This window comes from Ferrovibrio sp. MS7, from assembly GCF_038404985.1.
Lineage (GTDB): Bacteria > Pseudomonadota > Alphaproteobacteria > Ferrovibrionales > Ferrovibrionaceae > Ferrovibrio > Ferrovibrio plantarum.
In genome coordinates this window covers 1,627,728-1,647,189 of the sequence record NZ_JBBKBA010000001.1, presented here as the reverse complement: position 1 = coordinate 1,647,189, position 19,462 = coordinate 1,627,728, and the positions used below count along the sequence as shown (strand labels likewise).

The 19,462-nt window shown below is 62.1% G+C and carries 18 protein-coding genes; 2 read left to right on the top strand and 16 right to left on the bottom strand.

Annotated elements, in window-relative coordinates; genetic code table 11:
- Nucleotides 1-4: 4 nt before the first annotated feature.
- The 13 genes from V6B08_RS07870 to V6B08_RS07810 all read right to left on the bottom strand — a co-directional run bounded on the left by V6B08_RS07870 (nt 5) and on the right by V6B08_RS07810 (nt 14,105).
- Nucleotides 5-2,074, bottom strand: coding sequence for a hydantoinase/oxoprolinase family protein (locus tag V6B08_RS07870; protein ID WP_341979385.1), 2,070 nt, complete (start codon nt 2,072-2,074; stop codon nt 5-7).
- Nucleotides 2,071-3,756 (bottom strand): hydantoinase B/oxoprolinase family protein, encoded by a 1,686-nt coding sequence (locus V6B08_RS07865; protein WP_341979383.1) that lies wholly within the window; start codon nt 3,754-3,756, stop codon nt 2,071-2,073. The genes V6B08_RS07870 and V6B08_RS07865 overlap by 4 nt, the downstream gene beginning before the upstream one ends.
- A complete protein-coding gene (locus V6B08_RS07860; RefSeq protein WP_341979381.1) occupies nt 3,753-4,634 on the bottom strand; it encodes an isocitrate lyase/PEP mutase family protein in 882 nt (293 codons plus the stop codon). The genes V6B08_RS07865 and V6B08_RS07860 overlap by 4 nt, the downstream gene beginning before the upstream one ends.
- Nucleotides 4,631-5,137: a LeuD/DmdB family oxidoreductase small subunit gene (locus V6B08_RS07855; RefSeq protein WP_341979380.1), complete on the bottom strand. Its 507-nt coding sequence runs from the start codon at nt 5,135-5,137 to the stop codon at nt 4,631-4,633. The genes V6B08_RS07860 and V6B08_RS07855 overlap by 4 nt, the downstream gene beginning before the upstream one ends.
- Nucleotides 5,137-6,426, bottom strand: a complete 1,290-nt coding sequence (locus tag V6B08_RS07850; protein ID WP_341979378.1) for a 3-isopropylmalate dehydratase large subunit — start codon at nt 6,424-6,426, stop codon at nt 5,137-5,139. The genes V6B08_RS07855 and V6B08_RS07850 overlap by 1 nt, the downstream gene beginning before the upstream one ends.
- Before the next feature lie 2 nt (nt 6,427-6,428).
- On the bottom strand, nt 6,429-7,130 hold the full coding sequence (locus V6B08_RS07845) for an ABC transporter ATP-binding protein (RefSeq protein ID WP_341979376.1): 702 nt from the start codon (nt 7,128-7,130) through the stop codon (nt 6,429-6,431).
- Nucleotides 7,123-7,881, bottom strand: a complete 759-nt coding sequence (locus tag V6B08_RS07840) for an ABC transporter ATP-binding protein (protein WP_341979373.1) — start codon at nt 7,879-7,881, stop codon at nt 7,123-7,125. Before V6B08_RS07840 ends, V6B08_RS07845 begins: the two co-directional genes overlap by 8 nt.
- On the bottom strand, nt 7,874-8,860 hold the full coding sequence (locus tag V6B08_RS07835) for a branched-chain amino acid ABC transporter permease (RefSeq protein ID WP_341979372.1): 987 nt from the start codon (nt 8,858-8,860) through the stop codon (nt 7,874-7,876). The genes V6B08_RS07840 and V6B08_RS07835 overlap by 8 nt, the downstream gene beginning before the upstream one ends.
- Nucleotides 8,857-9,729 (bottom strand): branched-chain amino acid ABC transporter permease, encoded by an 873-nt coding sequence (locus tag V6B08_RS07830; protein ID WP_341979370.1) that lies wholly within the window; start codon nt 9,727-9,729, stop codon nt 8,857-8,859. The genes V6B08_RS07835 and V6B08_RS07830 overlap by 4 nt, the downstream gene beginning before the upstream one ends.
- Nucleotides 9,730-9,785: 56 nt before the next feature.
- Entirely contained in the window at nt 9,786-11,021 is a 1,236-nt protein-coding gene (locus V6B08_RS07825) for an ABC transporter substrate-binding protein (RefSeq protein WP_341979367.1), read from the bottom strand.
- On the bottom strand, nt 11,018-11,878 hold the full coding sequence (locus V6B08_RS07820) for a GntR family transcriptional regulator (protein ID WP_341979365.1): 861 nt from the start codon (nt 11,876-11,878) through the stop codon (nt 11,018-11,020). Before V6B08_RS07820 ends, V6B08_RS07825 begins: the two co-directional genes overlap by 4 nt.
- 188 nt (nt 11,879-12,066) lie before the next feature.
- Nucleotides 12,067-12,837 (bottom strand): SDR family NAD(P)-dependent oxidoreductase, encoded by a 771-nt coding sequence (locus V6B08_RS07815; protein WP_341979363.1) that lies wholly within the window; start codon nt 12,835-12,837, stop codon nt 12,067-12,069.
- Between the two features lie 29 nt (nt 12,838-12,866).
- Nucleotides 12,867-14,105: a thiolase family protein gene (locus V6B08_RS07810; protein WP_341979361.1), complete on the bottom strand. Its 1,239-nt coding sequence runs from the start codon at nt 14,103-14,105 to the stop codon at nt 12,867-12,869.
- A gap of 138 nt (nt 14,106-14,243) precedes the next feature.
- On the opposite strand from V6B08_RS07810, the gene V6B08_RS07805 reads away from it, so the two are divergent.
- Both V6B08_RS07805 and V6B08_RS07800 read left to right on the top strand, forming a co-directional pair.
- Nucleotides 14,244-15,038 (top strand): enoyl-CoA hydratase/isomerase family protein, encoded by a 795-nt coding sequence (locus V6B08_RS07805; protein WP_341979359.1) that lies wholly within the window; start codon nt 14,244-14,246, stop codon nt 15,036-15,038.
- 17 nt (nt 15,039-15,055) lie between these two features.
- Nucleotides 15,056-16,267, top strand: coding sequence for a phenylacetate--CoA ligase family protein (locus tag V6B08_RS07800; RefSeq protein ID WP_341979357.1), 1,212 nt, complete (start codon nt 15,056-15,058; stop codon nt 16,265-16,267).
- A gap of 20 nt (nt 16,268-16,287) precedes the next feature.
- Here V6B08_RS07800 and V6B08_RS07795 read toward each other — a convergent pair whose 3' ends face one another.
- From V6B08_RS07795 to V6B08_RS07785, 3 genes are read right to left on the bottom strand one after another with little or no spacing between them, the layout of a single operon-like run.
- Entirely contained in the window at nt 16,288-17,109 is an 822-nt protein-coding gene (locus V6B08_RS07795) for an ABC transporter ATP-binding protein (protein ID WP_341979354.1), read from the bottom strand.
- Nucleotides 17,110-17,136: 27 nt separating this feature from the next.
- Complete coding sequence (locus tag V6B08_RS07790) at nt 17,137-18,354, bottom strand: ABC transporter substrate-binding protein (RefSeq protein WP_341979352.1); 1,218 nt, start codon at nt 18,352-18,354, stop codon at nt 17,137-17,139.
- Nucleotides 18,355-18,409: 55 nt separating this feature from the next.
- The gene (locus V6B08_RS07785) at nt 18,410-19,462 is read right to left on the bottom strand and encodes a branched-chain amino acid ABC transporter permease (protein ID WP_341979350.1); all 1,053 of its coding nucleotides are present in this window, start codon (nt 19,460-19,462) and stop codon (nt 18,410-18,412) included.

The window sequence follows — 19,462 nt, the reverse complement described above, 5'->3', positions numbered from 1 at the left end:
GTCTTCAAGTCTTCCGCTTCACGATCAGATTGCCATGAGCATCCACTTCGCCGACCAGATCAGCTTCAATCAGGATGGTAGTATCCGGCTGCTCGAGTATTGCCGGGCCAGGTACCACGGCGCCGAGTGGCAGTTCCAAACGGCGATAGATGCCGGCCTCATGCCAGGCCCCATCAAGCCAGACTTTGCGCGTGGTGCGCTTGGCTGCCGCCAGCGAGCCCTCGCTGGGTGGCGCCAGCAGGGCCAGATCAAACTTCTTGCGCTTGCCTATAGCCGCGACCCGCAGGTTCAGCACGCGGATACCGATCTTATCCAGCACGCGGCCGAAGGCTGCGGCATAGGCAGCTTCGAAAGCCTCCTTGATGCCGTTGCGGTTGAGCGCAAAGCTCTGGTTGAAATCCCCCGGCAAAGGTACCGCCACAGTATGCGTCTGGCCGAGATAGGACATATCCAGTTCGACCTGGATGGCGCGGCCTTCGAAGGCGATGCCGGCTTGATCAAGCAGCCGCAGGCCATCGCCCGCCGCCTCGGCGATCGCCGTATCGAGCACGACCGGATCAAGTTCATCCAGGGTGCGATTCACCGTGCGGACGAAATCATGGCGCATATCCGCAATGACACAGCCAAGCGCCGAGGTAACACCGGGGAAGCGCGGCACCAGGGCCGAAGCAAGACCAACTTCCTTGATCAGCGCACCAACATGCAACGCACCGCCGCCGCCAAACGGCATGGCGGCAAAATCGCGCGGATTATGGCCGCGCTCTATGGAAACCAGCCGGATCGCCCCGGCCATGCGTGAATTTGCGACGCGGATGATGGCTTCCGCCGCTGCCATGACGTCGAGCCCGAGCGGCTCCGCGATATGCTTGGCAATGGCCGCCTTCGCTGCCTCGACATCCAGACGCTTCAGCTTACCGCCAATCGGACGTTCGGCATCGATGCGGCCCATCACCACATTGGCATCGGTCACGGTCGGACGGTCGTTGCCCAGGCCATAGGCAACGGGGCCGGGATCGGAGCCAGCACTTTCCGGGCCAATCTGCAAGATGCCGCCGCGATCGATCCAGGCGATCGAACCGCCTCCGGCGCCGATGGTGGTGATCTCGATCATCGGCGCGCGCACCACCATGCCGAAATCGATCGCTGTCTGGGCGCTCATCGCCGGCTCGCCGCCGGCAATCAACGACACATCAAAGCTGGTGCCGCCCATATCGCAGGTAACGACATTGGGGAAGCCGGCCGCAACCGCGATATGCTGACAGGCAATGACACCCGCCGCCGGCCCGGAAAGTGCGGTTCGCACCGGCCGGCTGGCGGCGCTATCCACACTCATCACGCCACCATTCGACTGCACGATGAGAAGCTGTCCGCCGAAGCCATCGTCTTGCAGACGACTTTCCAGCTTGCGCAGATAGCTGCCGACAGGTGGCTGCAGGTAGGCATTCAAGGCCGCCGTGGAAGTGCGCTCGAATTCGCGAATCTCGGGCAGAATGTCACTGGAGGCGGTGACATAGGCATTCGGCCATACCTCGCGGACGGCAGCCAGCGCGGCACGCTCATTCTCCGGATTGGCGTAAGCGTTGATGAACACCACCGCTACGGCTTCGGCGCCGCGCGCCAGCAACTCGCGCGCCATGGCCTGCACTTCTTCCGGTCTGACGCTTTCGCGCACCGTGCCATCCGCCAGCACGCGCTCAGAGACTTCCAACCGCAGATCCCGCGGCACCACCGGCATGAACTGGCCCCACAGGCCCCAGGTATTCGGGCGGTCGCGCCGACGCATCTCCAGCACATCGCGGAAACCGCGTGTGGTGATGATGCCAGTACGCGCACCTTTACGCTCCAGCAGTGCATTGGTGCCTACCGTGGTACCATGCACTACGGTAGCAATCTGCTTGGGCGAGACCTTGGTACGCAGACCCTCGATGAAACCCGTAGCCTGATCGCCGCGCGTCGATGGCACTTTGGCAATATCGATACGGCCGTTTGCTTCATCCATGAAGAACACATCGGTGAAAGTACCGCCGACATCCACACCAACGGCGAAGCGAGGGATACTGCTTTGCTCGGTCATTCCGCCGCCTCCTTGGCCTTGCGGCCATAATCACGCACCAGGCCGGCCTCGGTGACATAGCCAAGCCGCAAATCCTCGGCGATCCGCTCTGGCTTGCGTTCCGCCGGCGGGCCATAGCCACCGCCACCCGGCGTCTCCAAGCGAATGCGCTCCCCCTTCTTCAGCTTTGCGTCATGCAGCTTCGATACCATGGCCGGCTCGACCACTTCGCCATTCTTCGGATAAAGGAAACGATTGCGTTGCGCCGCATGACCGCCGAGTACACCGGCTGGCGCATATTTGCCGCGTTCGCCGAACAGAAACAGGTCTGCCTGTTCTTCCAGCAATTCGATTTCATAGACAGCACCCAGGCCACCACGATGCCTGCCGGCACCACCGCTATCCGCACGCAAGCTCCACTCAGTGAACAATACGGGATAGGCGGCTTCCAGAATTTCAAGCGGCGGGATCGTCGCCATCGAGATCGGTGCATTGCCGTGGTTTAGGCCATCGCCAAGGGGGTGACCACCATGGCCGCCGCCGAAAAAGCTGAACATCACCCAGCGCCGGCCGTCCTTGCGGTGCCCGGCCAGCGACAGCGCATTGATGGTACCATAGGCGCAGCCATTCACCCGCTGCGGCGCAATCTGCGCAAAAGCCGCGAAGATCACATCGATCAGGCGCAGAATGGTTTCGGTATAACCGCCGACCGGCTTCGGCGCCTTCACGCTGATCAGGCTGGTTTCCGGGATGATGAATTTCACCGGCTCGAGTACGCCTGAATTCGCCGGCACATCGGGGAAAATGTGCTTGATGGCAACATAGCAGGCGGCAATCGCCGTTGAACGCGCGATATTCACCGGACCGGCACAGGCCGGCGACGTGCGTGTGAAATCGAGCGTCAGCCCCTCTCCCTCGATCACCACCTCAAGTCCGATGCGCAGGGCCTCGTCGCGGATGCCGTCATTATCGAGGAAATCCTCAGCCGCATAGCGGCCATCCGGGAGTTCGCGCAGCAGGCTGCGGAATTGCAGCGCGGCACGCCGCTTCAGTTCAACCAGCGTCTCGGCCACCGTCGCGTCGCCGTACTCATCGAGCAAGGCATGCAGGCGGCGAGCGCCAAGATCCAGTGCGTTCACCTGGCCGTTCATGTCGCCATAAAGGCTATCCGGCAGCCGCGTATTCGCGCGCAGAATATCCACGACGTCCTGCCGCAGCACGCCTGCGGCATAAAGCTTCACCGGCGGAATCACCATGCCTTCCTGGAAGCACTCGGTGGCAACTGGATTGTAATTACCCGGCACATTGCCACCAACATCATGCCAATGGCCGACTGAGGCAAGATGGCAAAATACCTTGCCCTGGCGGAAGAACGGCCGTACCAGCTTGAAATCCGAAAGATGTGTGCCGCCATCATAGGGATCGTTGAATATATAGACATCGCCTTCCTGCAGATCACCGTCGCGCGCTGCCTTGTCGATCACCGCCTTGACCGCGAAAGCCATGGCGCCGACGAAGATCGGCAGGCCAGACTTGCCCTGCACCAGGGTCTCGCCAGTATCGGCATGATAGAGGCCGTGGCTGGCGTCATGCGCCTCGGCAATAATCGGATTGAAGGCAGAGCGGAACAAGGTGGCGTCCATCTCGTCGGCGACCTGCTCCAGGCGGCCTTTCAACACCGCCAGGGTGATGGGATCGATCATGGTTGGCCCTCATGTTGCGCGGCATCATAGGCACGGCCACGCGCCAGCAATTCCGGCGTGCCGATCAGGGCATTGAGCGCGTTGAAATCCAGCATACGGTCGCGGAATGGCGCCGTAGTTCCGTGACTTTTGAGCGAGGCGAAATAGGCAGTCATGCAATGCGCCAATGCGCGAGGCAGGCCACCGGGGAAGATCGCCAGGCGATAGCCAATCGCCGCCAGCTCATCTGCCGAGAGCAGCGGCGTCTTGCCGCCTTCCACCATATTGGCCAGCAACGGTACGCGGTTGCCGAAGCGGCTGGTTACTTGATGCATCTGTTCGGTATCCTGCGGCGCCTCGACGAACAGCACATCGCAGCCAGCTTCCACATAACGCGCAGCGCGTTCCATCGCCGCGTCGAAACCCTCGACAGCAATGGCATCGGTGCGGGCAACGATCAGCGTATCCGCTGAACGGCGGGCATCCAACGCGGCCTTGATCTTGCCGACCATCTCTGCCGGGGACACCAGTATCTTGCCATCCAGATGGCCACAGCGCTTTGGCAAAGCCTGGTCCTCGATCTGGATTCCAGCGGCACCATTGCGCTCGAATAGATGCACGGTACGTTGCACATTCAATGCATTGCCAAAGCCGGTATCGGCATCAACAATGATATCGGTGTCAACACGCTCGCGGATCGCCCCCAACGTATCGGCCACCTCGGTCATGGAAACCAGACCAATATCGGAGCGCCCGAAACGGGTATAAGCGATACTGGCACCCGAGAGGTATAAAGCTTCGAAACCGGCTTGGCTCGCCACCAAGGCGGACAGGCCGTCATAGACGCCAGGCGCGACGACAATGCCACCGCCCTGCAATTTCGCGCGCAGTTGGCTCATGCCTGCGCCTCCTTCAGCTTATTGGCTTTGATTTTCTTTTCCAGATGCGGCAGCAGGCCACCATCATCGATCATCTGCAGCAGATGCACGGGCAATGGCTCGCAGTCAAATGCTGCACCACTGGCCGTATCGCGCAGGGTGGCGCTGGCTGCATCCACATTCAGCATTGCTTCGGCGGGAATCTCGGCAGCGCGCGGGCAGACCAGCGCGAGAAGCCCCAGATTCAGGGCATTGCGATAGAAGATGCCGGCGAATGATGGCGCGATCACAGCGCCAACGCCAAGCTCCCGCAACGCCATCACCGCCTGCTCGCGCGATGAACCCATACCGAAATTGCGCCCACCGACCACGACATCTCCCGGCCGCACTTCCGCCGCGAAACGCGGCTCCACTGCCTCGAGACAATGGCGGGCCAATTCACTGAGCGGGCTTTTCATGTACAGGCCCGGCGCCAGGACATCGGTATCGATATTGTCGCCAAACTTCCACACCCGGCCGGCCATCACAGAAACTCCCGGGGATCAGAGATACGGCCCGAAATTGCTGATGCTGCCACCGTATAAGGCGAACCGAGATAGACCTTGGAAGAACCAGCCCCCATGCGGCCTTTGAAATTGCGGGCCGTGGAAGCGATGCAGGTTTCGTCTTCGGCCAGTACACCGGCGCCATAGCCGGCACAGGCGCCGCAACCTGACGACAACAGGATTGCCCCGGCTTCGGCCAGTATTGCCAGGGTGCCGTCTGCAGCGGCTTCGGCGGTTGTGCGGGCAGAGGCCGGCGCGATCAGCAGCCGTGTGCTGCTTGCCACTTTGCGGCCCTTCAGCACACTGGCAGCCATACGCAGATCGTTGATCTTGGCACCGGTGCAGGCACCAATATAGGCCTGATCGATAACAACGCCCCTGTGTTCGGTGACCGCCGCAGAATTGGCCGGGCTATGCGGCGCCGCAACCATCGGAGCCAATTCGGAAGCATCGAAATCATGGCGTTCGGCGATACAGGCAGCAGCATCGGTTTGCCAATAGGCGGTATCGATGACTTCCGACGCCACGCCGACGCTTTCGAGATAGCTGCGCGTCACTGCGTCGGGTGCGATCAGGCCGGCTTGGGCACCAAGCTCAGCGGCCATGTTGCTCAAGGTCATGCGTTCCTGCATCGCCAGTCTGCCGATGGTGTCGCCGGCATACTGGATGGCCTGATAGCGGCCACCATCCATGCCAAGCTTGGCACACATGGCTAGGATCATGTCCTTCGCCACCACGCCCGGCGCGAGCTTGCCCTGCCAATGCAGCAGGATGGTTTCCGGCACGCGCAGCCAGATCTCGCCGGTAACCAGCACGCCGCACATCTCGGTGGCACCGACGCCAAACATGTAGGCGCCGAAGGCTCCGCCTGTGGGCGAGTGACTGTCGCCGCCGACCACGAACATGCCCGGGCGCAGATGGCCGCGTTCCGGCAACACCACATGGCAGATACCCTGCATGTCGTGGAACTTCGATACGCCGGCAGCCTTCACCCATTTGCGCGTGAGATCGAGGATACCTGCACTCTCCGCATCCACTGCCGGCACATAATGATCTGAGATCACCACCACGCGCTCCGGATCCCACACCGAGGCGCCAAGCCGCTGCAGCATCGGCGCCACCCGTCGCGGGCCACCGGAATCGTGCATCATGGCCAGATCGACCCTGGCAGTGATCACCTCGCCCGGCCGCACGCTGCCGCGCCCGGCGGCGCGGGCCACCAGTTTTTCAGCGAGAGTCATTGCCGGCTGTATTGCCGCCTGGGTCATGGTCAGATCCCCAGATACGAGGCCTTGAGCCCCGGATCGTTCATCAACTCGGCCGCTGGGCCAGACAAGGCGATCACGCCATGCTCAAGCACGAAGGCGCGGTGCGCGATGGCCAGGGATTGTACCACATTCTGTTCCACCAGCAGGATCGAGAGGCCCTCGCGGTTCAGCCGCTGAATCAGGCCGAACATTTCCTCCACCAGCAGCGGTGAAAGGCCGAGCGATGGCTCGTCAAGGATCAGCAATTCCGGTTCCGCCATCAGGCCACGGCCAATGGCCAACATCTGCTGCTCACCGCCCGAGAGCGTGCCGGCATGCTGGCTGGCGCGCTCTTGCAGGCGTGGAAAAATGGCATAGACGCGCTCGATATTGGCGACACGGCTGGCGCGAGCGCGACGATAGCTGCCAAGCTCCAGATTCTCGCGCACGCTCAGGTTAGGAAAAACCCGACGACCTTCCGGCACCTGTATCAGCCCGGCCTCGACAATGCGGTCGGGATTAGCGCCGGTGATGTCTTGACCCAGAAAACGAATGTTGCCGGCCTGCGGCCGATAGAGACCCGAAAGATTATTGTTCAGCGTCGATTTCCCAGCACCATTGGCGCCGAGCAAGGCAACGATCTCCCCCTTGGCAACATCAAGCGTGACGCCGCGCAGAACAGCGATCTCGTCGTAACCGGCTTCCAGGGAACGCACTTCAAGCATGGCGCACCCCCGCCGTTGCTGTGTCCGCCTGCATGCGTTGCGCAGCGCCATGGCCGAGATAGGCTTCGATCACCTGCGGATCGGCGGCAATCTCGGCTGGCGTGCCGCTGGCAATCAGGCTGCCATTATTCAGCACCCAGGCATGCTCGGACAGATTCATCACCGCCCGCATCACATGCTCGATCAGCAGAATGGTGACGCCAGAAGCACGGATGCCGCGGATCACCGGAATGATCTCGTCGATCTCCGCCGGATTGAGGCCGGCCATCACTTCATCCAGCAGCAGCAACTTCGGGTCGGTGGCCAGCGCCTTGGCCAATTCCAGCCGCTTGCGGCCCGCCACGGTGAGCGCTGCTGCCGGCTTGTCGAGCTGCGTCGCCAGGCCGACCTGCTTAGCCACAGCTTCTGCATGATCCAGCGCCGCGCGGCGGCCAGCACGATGCAGATGGGCACCAACGGCGATATTCTCGCGCACGCTCAAGCCAGCGAAGGGCTGCACGATCTGAAAGGTGCGGGCGATGCCGAGCCGGCAGATCGCCTCCGGCGTCATGCCAGCCAGCGAGCGCCCCTGGAACAGAATGTCGCCGCCATCGGGGCGATGGAAGCCCGATATCTGCGCAAAAATAGTGGTCTTGCCAGCGCCATTCGGGCCAATCAGCGCCGTGATGCGACCTTCCGGCACAATGAAGCTGACATCGTTGGTGGCGACGAGACCGCCAAATTTCTTCGCAAGGTGCCGGATTTCAAGCATGCTGCCCCCGCTTGAACAAACGACGGAGAGCACCGCTGCCGAACCGTGCCTTGCCAAGACCGAACAGGCCATTGGGCAGGAACAGCACCATCAGCACCAGCAGCAGGCCATAGAGCACCAGATTCAGGCCCGGCGCTTCGCCAAACACCATGCGGCCGATCTCGGCAATGGCATGCAGCGCGAAGGCGCCAAGCACCGGGCCGAAAATGGTACCCAGCCCGCCGATGATCGGCACCAGCAATGCCTCCACCGACATGGCTGGGCCATAGGCGATACCAGGATCGATGTAGAGAAAAAGCTGCACATAGATGGCACCGCCAGTGCCGGCCAATGCGCCGGACAGTACGATGGCGCCAAGCTTGGTCGCGAAGGGATCGACGCCAAGAGCCCGGGCCGCTTCTTCATTCTCGCGCACCGCCATCAGCCTGGCGCCGAAACGGGCATTCTCGAGCCACCAGGTGAGCAGCAGGGCCGCCGTGACCAACGCCAGCAGCAGCCAGAAGAAGCCGGCCTTGTCCGGGAATTGCATCTGCGCGAAGCCCGGCTGCAGCGGCACCAGCAGACCGACACCAGCACCGGTGAAAGCGAAAGTGTTGGCCAGGATACGGAACACTTCCGCGAAGGCGAGGGTGACGAGAGCGAAATACGAGCCGCGCAGGCCATAGCGGAACACCAGCCAGCCAGTGCCGGCACCCACGGCACCGGCGGCGATGGCGGACAGGCCAAAGCCACCCCAGGCATTGATGCCAAAACGGATCTGCAGGATTGCCGTGCAATAGGCGCCGGTACCAAAGAACAGTGCGTGGCCGAAGGAGAACTGCCCGCCATAGCCGCCGAGCAGATTCCAGGCCTGGCCAAGATAGGCATAGAACAGCGCCAGGGTGAGCCAGGTGAGCCAGAAATCCGACTGTACCAGCAATGGCAGCGGCGCCAGCACAAAGGCAAAAATCAGGATGGGAGCAAGGCCGCGCATGGTCATGCCTTCTGCCCGAGCAGTCCGGTGGGCCGGAACAGCAGTACGATGATGAAGATCAGGAAAATCCCGAGCTGCCCCAGGCTCTCGCCGAGGAACAGGCCGCCAATGCTCTCTGTGACCCCGATGATAAGACCGCCGAGCAAAGCACCGATGAAGCTGCCCATGCCGCCGAGTACGACCACGGTGAATGCCACCAGCACGAAGGCATGGCCGACCTGTGGGCTGACATAGAAGCTCGGCAGCAGCAGACAAGCAGCAATGCCGAGACAAGCACAGCCGATGCCGAAGGACATGGCGAAGATATGCTCGACATTGATGCCGACCAGCTTGGCACCCTGGCGCTCCTTGGCCAACGCGCGGATGGCACGGCCGAGATCAGTCCGCGCCATCAGCAGCCAGAGCAGGCCCGCGACGATCAGCGCGCCAATGAAGGCGACTACTTTCGGCACAGCGATGAAGGCAACGCCGAAATCCACCACATCGAAGGAATACGGCGTCTCGATGGTGCGGGTATCCGAGCGCCAGAGATACAGCGCCAAATTCTCGATGATCACCGACAGGCCCAGCGTCACCAGCAGAATATTCTCATCCTTGCCATGGCTGGCCTGACCGATGACGAAGCGTTGCAGGCCATAGCCGATACCGAACAGCGCCAAAGCCGCCACTGGCAAAGCAAGATAGGGATCGATACCGAACAGGCTGTGGAGAAAAAACACGCCATAAAGCGCCAGCATCAGCAGGCTGCCATGGGCGAAATTGATGATATGCAGCACGCCGTAGATCAGCGTCAGCCCGAGTGCGATCAGGGCATAGATCGCCCCGGTCGTCAGGCCGTTCAGGATTGCTGGCAGCAGGATCGATACTTCGAGCATTACTATTCCGATGATTGACGGGGCCGGCCTGGCCGGCCCCGCTGGCACTCAACGGATCAGGCGCGCGGCGCCGGGAAAACCGGCTTGGCGTTGGCGAAATCCTTCGGGAAGATCACCTTGATATCCTTGCCGATTACCTGGGTGTTCACCGGTGCGGCGCCGACATTCTGGCCATTGACGAAGCGGGTCGGGCCATAGGGCATGAAGTGGTTGCTCCAGCCGGAAGCGGCCAGCGCCTGGGTGATGGCGGCACGGTCGGCGGAAGCGGCGCGTTCCAGCGCATCAGCCAGCAACCGGACGCATTCATGGTTGAGGAACACTTCGTAGGAGAAGTAGGCCTTTTCGGCTTCCACCTTCTTTTTCAGTTCCAGCGCCACCGGATTGCGCGGATCAAACCAGTGATTGCAATCCATGATGAATTCGGCTGCATCGGGGAATTCTTCAACGAAACGATACTGCGAGGCAGCGCCGCCAAGGATGGCATAGATCGCCTTCGGACGAATCTTCTGCTGCCGCAGGGTGCGCGCCAACAGCACGAATTCATTGTAGTAATTGGAGGGAATCAGCAGGTCCGGATTACGGCCCTTGATCTTCAGCGCAATATTGTTGAAGTCGCGGGTCGGGTTGGCATGCGGGATGGTCTCCAGTACCTCAAACCCCTTGGCCGGCAGCTTCTCGTTCAGCGTCTTGGCCATGCCGGCGCCGAAAGCCGATTCCTCATGCACGATCATCACCGTCTTGGCCGGCTTGCCGGCTTGGGTGTTGAGTGCCACCAGATTGTCGATGGCGCTATCGACGATGGCACCGAGGCCTGGGCCGAAACGGAAAGTGTTGGTGAGGCCGCGCGTCACCACCTGATCCACCACGCCGACATCGACGATATGCGGAATGTTGTGCTTGGCCGCCGCCTGGGTGGTGGCCAGCGCGATGCCGGAAGCGAACGGCCCGATGATGGCAGCAGCCCCCATCTCATTCAGCTTCTCAACCTCAGCGGCGCCAACATCCGGCTTCGACTGCGCGTCGGCATAGATCGGCTCCAGCTTGGCCCCGCCCATCGAGGCGATACCGCCATTGGCATTGATGGTGTCGATGGCCAGCTTGGCACCGAGGCGGCATTGCTGGCCCGAGGGCGCCAGCGGGCCGGTCACCGGATGCAGGATGCCGACCTTGATGGTGCGCGGCTGCGCCTTGAGGATGGCGGGGAAGCCGCCGATACCGGCAGCAGCACCGACGGCGGAACCAGCAATGAAATGGCGGCGGGTGAAGCGGAAACCAGACTTGGGCGTTGTCATTTTAATTTCTCCCTGCGGATGGCACTTGGGCGGGTGGAGCGTGGCGGCCTCTTGCCCCCTGCAGTCGGCGCCACGCGGGCCGACCAGGTGTTTTCCTCCTCGCCGCGCACGCGGTCGAGGCTCATGCGGAATTGATAGCGGTCAGGCCTGTAGAGGCCGATGATGTACTCTACCGGCCGGCCGGCGGCATCCTGCACCACGCGCCCGATACGCAGCAGTGGCGCGCCTATCGCGGTATGCAGCAGGGGGGCTACGCGGGCATCGGCCAGGGTGGCCGAGATGGTCTGTTCGGCACCGCCGATGGTGACGCCGGATTGTTCCAGCAGGCTCAGCAGCGGCTGCTGTGCCAATTCCTTGCGCGAAAATTTACGCCCGATATCGGCTGGCACATAGGTGGTGAGGTAGGAGAAGGGCCCGGCTTCCAGAGAGCGCACACGCACGGCACGTTGCACCTCCTCGCCCGCTGGCACCTGCAAGGCGGCGGCGACATCTGGCGCCGCCGGCTCATAACCGAAATCAACCAGGGTCACTTGGGTCTTGAGACCCATGGCCAGCAGGTTTTCCAGCAACCCCTCGACTCCAGCGCGGATCGGCGGTGGGTCCGAACGCTGTGCCACATGAGTGCCGCGCCCCCTGCCCCGCGTCACCAGGCCCTCGGCCGCCAATTCGGCGAGCGCGCGGCGTGCCGTTATTCGCGAGACATTGAATTGCCGCGCCAGCTCTTCTTCACCGGGCAGTTGCACGCCGGCCTGCAGGCGACCGTCCAGGATCTGGCTGCGCAGAATGAGCAGAATCTGGTGATACAACGGCGTCGGCAGACGCTCGTCTATCGCCCTAGCTCCGCCCGCAGCCACCATGTCCGCTTCGCCCCTGCTTAGTACTATTGTTATACTGATAGTACATTAAGGATGGAGTCAACGGTAAATACGGGCTGGCAGACAATCAAAAAAAGACCCAGCCTTGCGGCAGCAAGGCTGGGCCAGGTAGTCGCGGCCTCACAGGGAGGAAGGTACCGCGCTAATGATTGATCCTTGTGCTGGGGTGATCAGCGCGCCGCCATGCGGGCGCCGGCATCCAGCGAGATGGTGGTCGCATTGAGATATTGGTTTTCCGCGATATGCCGCACCAGAGCGCCGAATTCCGAGGCCTGCCCCATGCGGCTGGGATACAGGATCATCCGGTTGATGATCGACTGCGACACATTCTCCGGCAGGCCCGCCACCATCGAGGTGTCGAACAGGCCTGGCGCAATGGTGACGACACGGATGCCGATTTCCGCCAGATCGCGCGCCACCGGCAGGGTGAGGCCCATCACGCCGGCCTTTGACGCGCTGTAGGCGGCCTGGCCGATCTGGCCCTGCCAGGCAGCACCCGAAGCGGTGTTGACAATGACGCCGCGTTCGCCGCTTTCCTCCGGCGGATTGGCACTCATCGCCTGTGCCGCGAAGCGAATGACATTGAACGTACCGGTGAGATTAATTGCGAGCACCTTGCTCCAGGTGGCCATCGGGAAAGGCTGACCGCGCGAGAGCGTCTTGGCCGAATCAGCGACGCCGGCGCAATTCACCGCCACATGGATGGCACCAAAGGCCTGCATCGCCGCGTCGATACCAGCCTGCACACTGGCCTCATCGGCCACGTCGACGGCACAGGTGATGCCATTGGCGCCGAGTTCAGCAGCCAGAGTCGCCAGCTTTTCCTTGTCGCGATCCAGGCCGACGATCTTGGCGCCAGCAGCGGCCAAGGCCTTGCAGGTACCAAATCCCAAACCCGATGCGGCGCCGGTGACCACGGCAACCTTGTTCTGCAAATTCATTGTATCCTCCCAGACTGAAATACTGTGTGTTAGCGACCGAGAATGATGACGCTGGCAACCGCTTCCTCGATGCCATGCAAGCCGCCGCCATTTTCGGCCAGTGCCAGCTTGGCACCCTCGACCTGGCGCGCGCCGGCTTCACCACGAAGCTGCATCACCAGTTCATAGACCTGTGCCAGACCGGTGGCGCCGACCGGATGGCCCTTGGATTCCAAGCCGCCCGACGGGTTGACCGGAATACGGCCGCCCAACGTGGTTTCGCCGCGCTCGGAAATCGGCCCGCCTTCACCGAAATCGCAAAAGCCCAGATTCTCGATCTGGATGATCTCGCCCATCGCGGTCGCGTCATGCACCTCGGCAACCGAAATGTCCTTCGGACCGACGCCGGCCTTCTCATAGGCGCGCTTGGAGCCAAGCGCCGTGCAATGCTTTTCCACTTCCGACGGATCGCGGTCGCTGCCGGTCTGCAGCACGCTGGCCAGAACCTTGATGGCACGGCTTTTGTCGATGCCAAGACGGCGCAGGCCAGCCTCGGTCACCAGCAGAGCCGCGGCAGCACCATCCGATATCGGCGAGCACATCGGCAGGGTGAGCGGATAGGTGATTGGCGGCGCAGCAAGAATCTGCTCCACCGTATAAGCATCGCGGAACTGCGACAGCGGGTTATGCACCGAATGGGTATGGTTCTTGGCCGCCACCGCAGCCAGATGGCGCTGGGTGGTGCCGAAGCGCTTCATATGCGAACGGGAGAAAGCCGCATACACATCCATGAAGGCACTGTAGGGCTTCGGCGACGTAGTGCCCTCCGGCACCTCGACGCCATCGCCGAGCTTGAGCAGACGATCTTTGATCGCCGTCACGTCCGCCACATCCCAGGCGCCGTCGAAAGCGGAGAACATCAGCTCGCGGTCCGTCGAGAACATCTTCTCGGACCCGAGCGCCAGCGCCACATCGCCTTCGCCGGCTTTGAGGAAATTGACCGCTAGGTTGAATGCCGTCGCCGCACTGGCGCAGGCATTCTCCACATTCACCACGGGAATGCCGCCAACGCCCATGCTGCGCATCACCACTTCGCCGCGGATCATATGCTGGCGTTCCATATGGCCCTGAGTCGAGTTGGCAAAGAACGCCGCCTCCGCTGGCTGCCGCTCCAGCCCGGCATCCTTCAGCGCACCCTGCACGGCATCCTGCGCCATGCCCTTGATCGTTTTGTCGAGCTGGCGCCCGAACGGCGTCATACCGACGCCAACGACATATACCTGTTCCATCTTTCCCTCCCTCGCTTTGCCCGACGGCTACGGCACCCGTGCGAAAGCGTCGCGGTGCTTGCCAATATTTCTATATGGTCTACAATATGACTTACAATATTATTTAATGACTCATGAGTCAATAACTGGAGGAAAGCCATGAACGCACCTGTCGATTCCAGCGTGCTGGTCGAAGTCCGCGATGGTGCGGTCTGGATCTGCCTGAACCGCCCCACCGCGCTCAACTCGATTACTCCGGCCATTGTCGCCGGCATCGAACAGGCGCTTGACCGCGCGGAACAAGATGACATCCGCGCCGTGGTGCTGACCGGCAATGGCCGTGCCTTCTGTGCCGGCGCCGACCTCAAATTCGTACGCGCCACCAGCGGCCAGGATGAGAGAAATGTCAGTATATTCCTGGATTCTGTGCTGCACATGATGACGCGCCTGGAAAGCTGTCCGCGTCCAGTGATCGCGGCGGTGAATGGACTGGCGCTGGCCGGCGGGTTGGAGTTGCTGCTGTGCTGCGATCTGGTCATAGCAGCACGCTCGGCCCGCATCGGCGATGCCCATGCCAATTTTGGCCTGTTGCCGGGCGGCGGCTCGTCGGTTCGGCTGCCGCGCAAGATCGGTCCCACCCGGGCGAAATATCTGTTGTTTACTGGTGAGTCGGTTCCGGCTACCGATCTGGTACCGGCTGGGCTGGTGAACGAGGTAGTGGAGGATACCGACCTGATGGCCGCTGCCGGCCGCCTGGTGGCCAAGCTGGCGGTGAAAAGCCCGCTGGTGCTGCGACGCGTAAAGGCTCTGGTGGATGACGGGCTGGAGCAGCCCACCGCCCAGGCACTGCGCCTGGAATTGCTGGCCTCCGAGCTGCATGCCCAGAGCGCCGACCTGAAGGAAGGACTGGCCGCCTTCGAGGAAAAGCGCCAGCCGCGCTTCACTGGCCGCTGATCCGGGAGAGCGCCACGATGACCGACGACCGTTTCACCCGGCTGCGCGCCATCCAGGCCCGGGCTTATGAGCGCGCTCCGGCAATCCGCGCCCTGTTCGATGGCGCCGGCTTGCGTCCCGAGCAGCTTGGCAATGCTGCGGACCTTAGCCGCCTGCCCGTGTTCAAGAAGGAAGCGATGATCGAGCAGCAGCGCAAGGCACCGCCTTATGGCGGCTTCCTTGCTGCCGATCCCGCAGATATCGAGCGTATCTTTGTATCGCCAGGCCCGATCAATGAACCGCAATTGCGCAGCGAAGATGATGCCTTCGGTTTCGGCGCTGCCTTCGCCGCTGCCGGCATCGGCAAAGGCGATGTGGTGCTGAACACCTGGTCCTACCACCTTGTGCCGGCCGGCCTGCTGCTGGATGAAGGCATACGCAATACCGGCGCCACAGTGATCCCTGCTGGTACCGGCGGCAGCGAGATGCAGGCCAAGCTGGTGCGCGACCTTGGCGTCACCTGCATCTGCGCCGCGACTGCCTATTTCGTCACCCTGGCTGAAACGCTGGAACAGGCCGGACATGAGCTGCCACGCGACTGGAGTGTCACCTCGGCCTTCCTGGGCGGCGAGTTCGGCGACTGGATGGGCAAGCGGCGTCGGCTTGAGGCGCGTTATGGCATCCGTACCTTCTCGGTCTATGCCACGGCAGATTTTGGCCTGATCGGCTTTGAGCGCCCCGGAAAGGAGGGGTATGAAACCCATCCCGACCGTATCGTGCAGATCTGCGACCCCGTAAGCGGTCTGCCGCTGCCTATAGGCGAGCCAGGAGAGATCGTGGTCAGCACGTTGCGCCCGGGCTGGCCACTGATCCGTTTCGGCACCGGCGATGTCGCCATTGCCCGCGAACTGCATGGCGATGGTAGCGTGGCGCATATCTCGATGTTGCAGGGCCGCGTCGGGCAATCGGTGAAGGCGCGGGAAATCTTCATCTATCCGCGCCAACTGGAAGACCTTGCCATCGCCATTCCGGGGGTGCTGCGGGCTCAAGCCTCGATCAGCCGAGAAGGCCACCGGGACTGCGTCACCCTGCGCCTGTCGCTGCAGGATGAAACCGATGCCGCCGGTGTGACCGAGCCGGCGCAGGCAAAGTTCCGCGAATTGTCCCGCCTCAAGGCCGATCATGTGGAAATCGTGACAGCCGCAGAACTGCCCCCGGAGGCACCGCTGGTGCGAGACCTGCGCCAATAGGCGCAGGCAGCTCTGGCAGCTTAGCCGAGCCAGCGCTTGCGCCGGCGGTAATGCTTGACGTCGCGGTAGCTCTTGCGCTCGCCCTCGATATTGAGGCCGAGATAGAATTCCCGCACATCCTCGTTGCTGCGCAGTTCATCGCCAGCACCTTCAAGCACGATATGGCCATTTTCCATGACATAGCCGTAATCGGCCAAGGCCAGGGCAACGCGGGCATTCTGCTCCACCACCAGCAACGTGACGCCGGATTCCTTCAGCGATTGCAGCACCGCGAAGACTTCGTCCACCATCAGCGGCGCCAGGCCCAGGGATGGCTCGTCGATCAGCATCAGCTTGGGGCGGGCCATCATGGCACGGCCGATCACCAGCATCTGCTGCTCGCCGCCTGAGAGGTAGCCCGAGGTACGGTCCTTCAGCGCCGCCAGACGGCCGATCCGGGCATAGACTTCGTCCAGTCGCTGGCGCACTGCGCGCAGGCTGGTCTCCTTGTGGCCGCCGATGATCAGGTTCTGCTCCACGGTGAGGTGGCGCAGCACACGGCGGCCTTCCATCACATGGATGATGCCGGCATCGACGATATCCACCGCATCGCGGTTGTCGATGCGTTGGCCATTGAACTGGATATTGCCCGAGGTGACGCGGCCATCCTCGGTCTGAATCACGTTGGAAATCGCCTTCAGCGTCGTCGACTTGCCGGCGCCATTGCCGCCCAGCAGGGCAACGCATTGGCCTTCATTGATGCGCAGCGACACCCCCTTCACGGCCAGGATGACTTCGCTGTAGATCACTTCGACATTGTTGAGTTCAAGCACGCGCGCCTCCGGCAGTGTCGGGCCGGGCATGATGCCCGGCCCGCTTTTGCGACTGAATTACCACTTACCGATCTGCGGCACCGGCACAGCCTGGGCAGCCGTTACATACTTGCCGCCCTTCACAACACCGATATTCACCGCCGCGCCCGTAGTGGGGAACGGGGCATCATTGGTGTACTTGACGTCCGAGAGGATCTCGAAGGTCTCCGCACTGGTGATCGTGGTAGTGAGCAAGGTCTCGCGCACCGTCCGGCCGGTGACATTGGCAGCGCCGGACTTCTTGGCCGACGCCTCCACCGCGCGCAAGGCTACCAGGGTCTGGTTCAGCCCCATCAGGGTCGGCACCGTCCAACCGCCCTTCATGCCATACTGGGCCTTGAGCTTCTCGTAGAACTGGCGCGACTTGGTCATCTCGTCAGTCGGCATCGCCATGCCGTAGACTTCGTAGTCGCCCTCCAGATTGGCAATGCCACCAATAGCCTGGGCAGAAGCCGTGATGCCGTTATGCGAGCTCATCACGATCGGGACCTTCTTGTTCAAGGCCTGCAGGGCACGCTTCACCGCCACCACGGCAGCGGTGTTGGTCTGCACGTCCAGCACCTGCGCCCCCTTGCCGAGCACGCGGTTCACCTGGGTGGTCAGATCGGTCGGCTGAACCTCGGTGAACACAGTTTCAACCAGGTCGATGGTGGCCTTGTTCTCGTCAGCATACTTTTTCAGGCCCTTGGCGATATCGACATAGGCTGGCGACGCTTCCGACGAGAACACCGCGACCTTCAGCGGACCAGAGATATTGTTGGCCTTGCGGTACCATTCGAGGAAGCCGGCCGCCTCATGGGCATAGGTCGAGCGCGGGTTGAACACCCAGGGATCGCTCTTCCAGCCGAAACCGTAGCCGGCAGTGGACATGATCAGCGGAATACCATCGGCCGGCAGGCGGCCCTGCAACGCGGTTGCGTCCGGTGCGCCAACACCAAGAGCGATGATCGGATTCAGTTCGGCCTTGATACCCGGCCACAGGCTGGCGACCTGGGCGGCGTCGTAGCGATGATCGTAATCCTTCATCCGGAGCTGGATGCCGAGCGACTTGCCGACCTCGGCATTCCACCACGCCACGGCGGCATGGCGGGCACCGTTCAGATCCTTCATCACGTCGGCATAAGGGCCCGTAAAGTCGGCCAGCGATGCGATGTTGTAAGTGGTCTGGGCCTGCACCGGACCAGCCAGCATTGCCGCAACCATCCCGGCGGCAGCGGTGCGCACGAACATGTTCATTTTACTTCCTCCCGTTTTTGCTACGCGGTGAAACTCGTTTAAACCTTCTTGAACGTCAGTAGGGGAACGGCCACATGCGGTAGGACCGCTTGATGATCGACCAGCGATGCATCAAGCCGCGCGGCTCGAAGATCAGGAATGCCGCGATGATGCCGCCCAGGAATACATTGAGCGTGGCGAACACCACATCGCCGCCCAGCCAGGGCACCACCTGCACAAATGTCGGGCCGAGGCTGATAAAGCTCTCGCGCACAGAGAGGATGACAACGACGCCGATCAGTGCACCGGTCACCGAGCCGATGCCACCGACAATGATCATCGCGATGAACCAGATCGAGTGGAACAGCGTGAACTGGTCGACCGCGACAAAGCGGACATAGTAGGCCCAGAGACCACCGCCGATGCCGGCATAGAAGGCACCAACCAGGAAGGCCATGGCCTTCGTGCGCACCACATCAATGCCCATCATGCCAGAGGCGACATCATCATCGCGCACCGCCACGAAGTCGCGGCCGTGGCGGCTGCGGGCAATACCATAAGCACCAGCCACCATCACTACGGCAAACACCAGGCAGAGATAGTAGATCGAGCGGTCGGTATCGATGGCAAAGCCGAAGAGATTCGCCGGTTCGAGCGACAGACCGTTGGAGCCACCCAGCCAGGATTGTGGCAGGTTCAGCACCAGGAAATGGAACAGCGACTGCGCGGCAATGGTGGTCAGCACCAGGTAGAATCCCTTGATGCGCACCGCCGACAGGCCGAAGACGAAGCCGAAGGCCGCGGCAGCGCAGCCGCCGAGCGGAATAGACGCCCAGAACGGGAAACCGAATTTGCTGGCCAGGACGGCGGTGGCATAAGCCCCGCTGCCCATGAAAGCAGCCTGACCGAGATTCACTTGGCCGCCATAGCCGGTGCATATCTGCAGGCCGACGGTGACCACGGCGGTGATCAGCGCCGAGGTGGCCACTGCTACCAGACGCGGGCCGACCAACAGCGGCAGCACAGCCAGCAGCAACAGGAACAGCACCAGGCAGATAAGCTGCTTGCGCGTGCGGATCAGAGACTGGTCACGCGCGAAGCTGGTTGCAAATACGCCAGCGGGATCCAT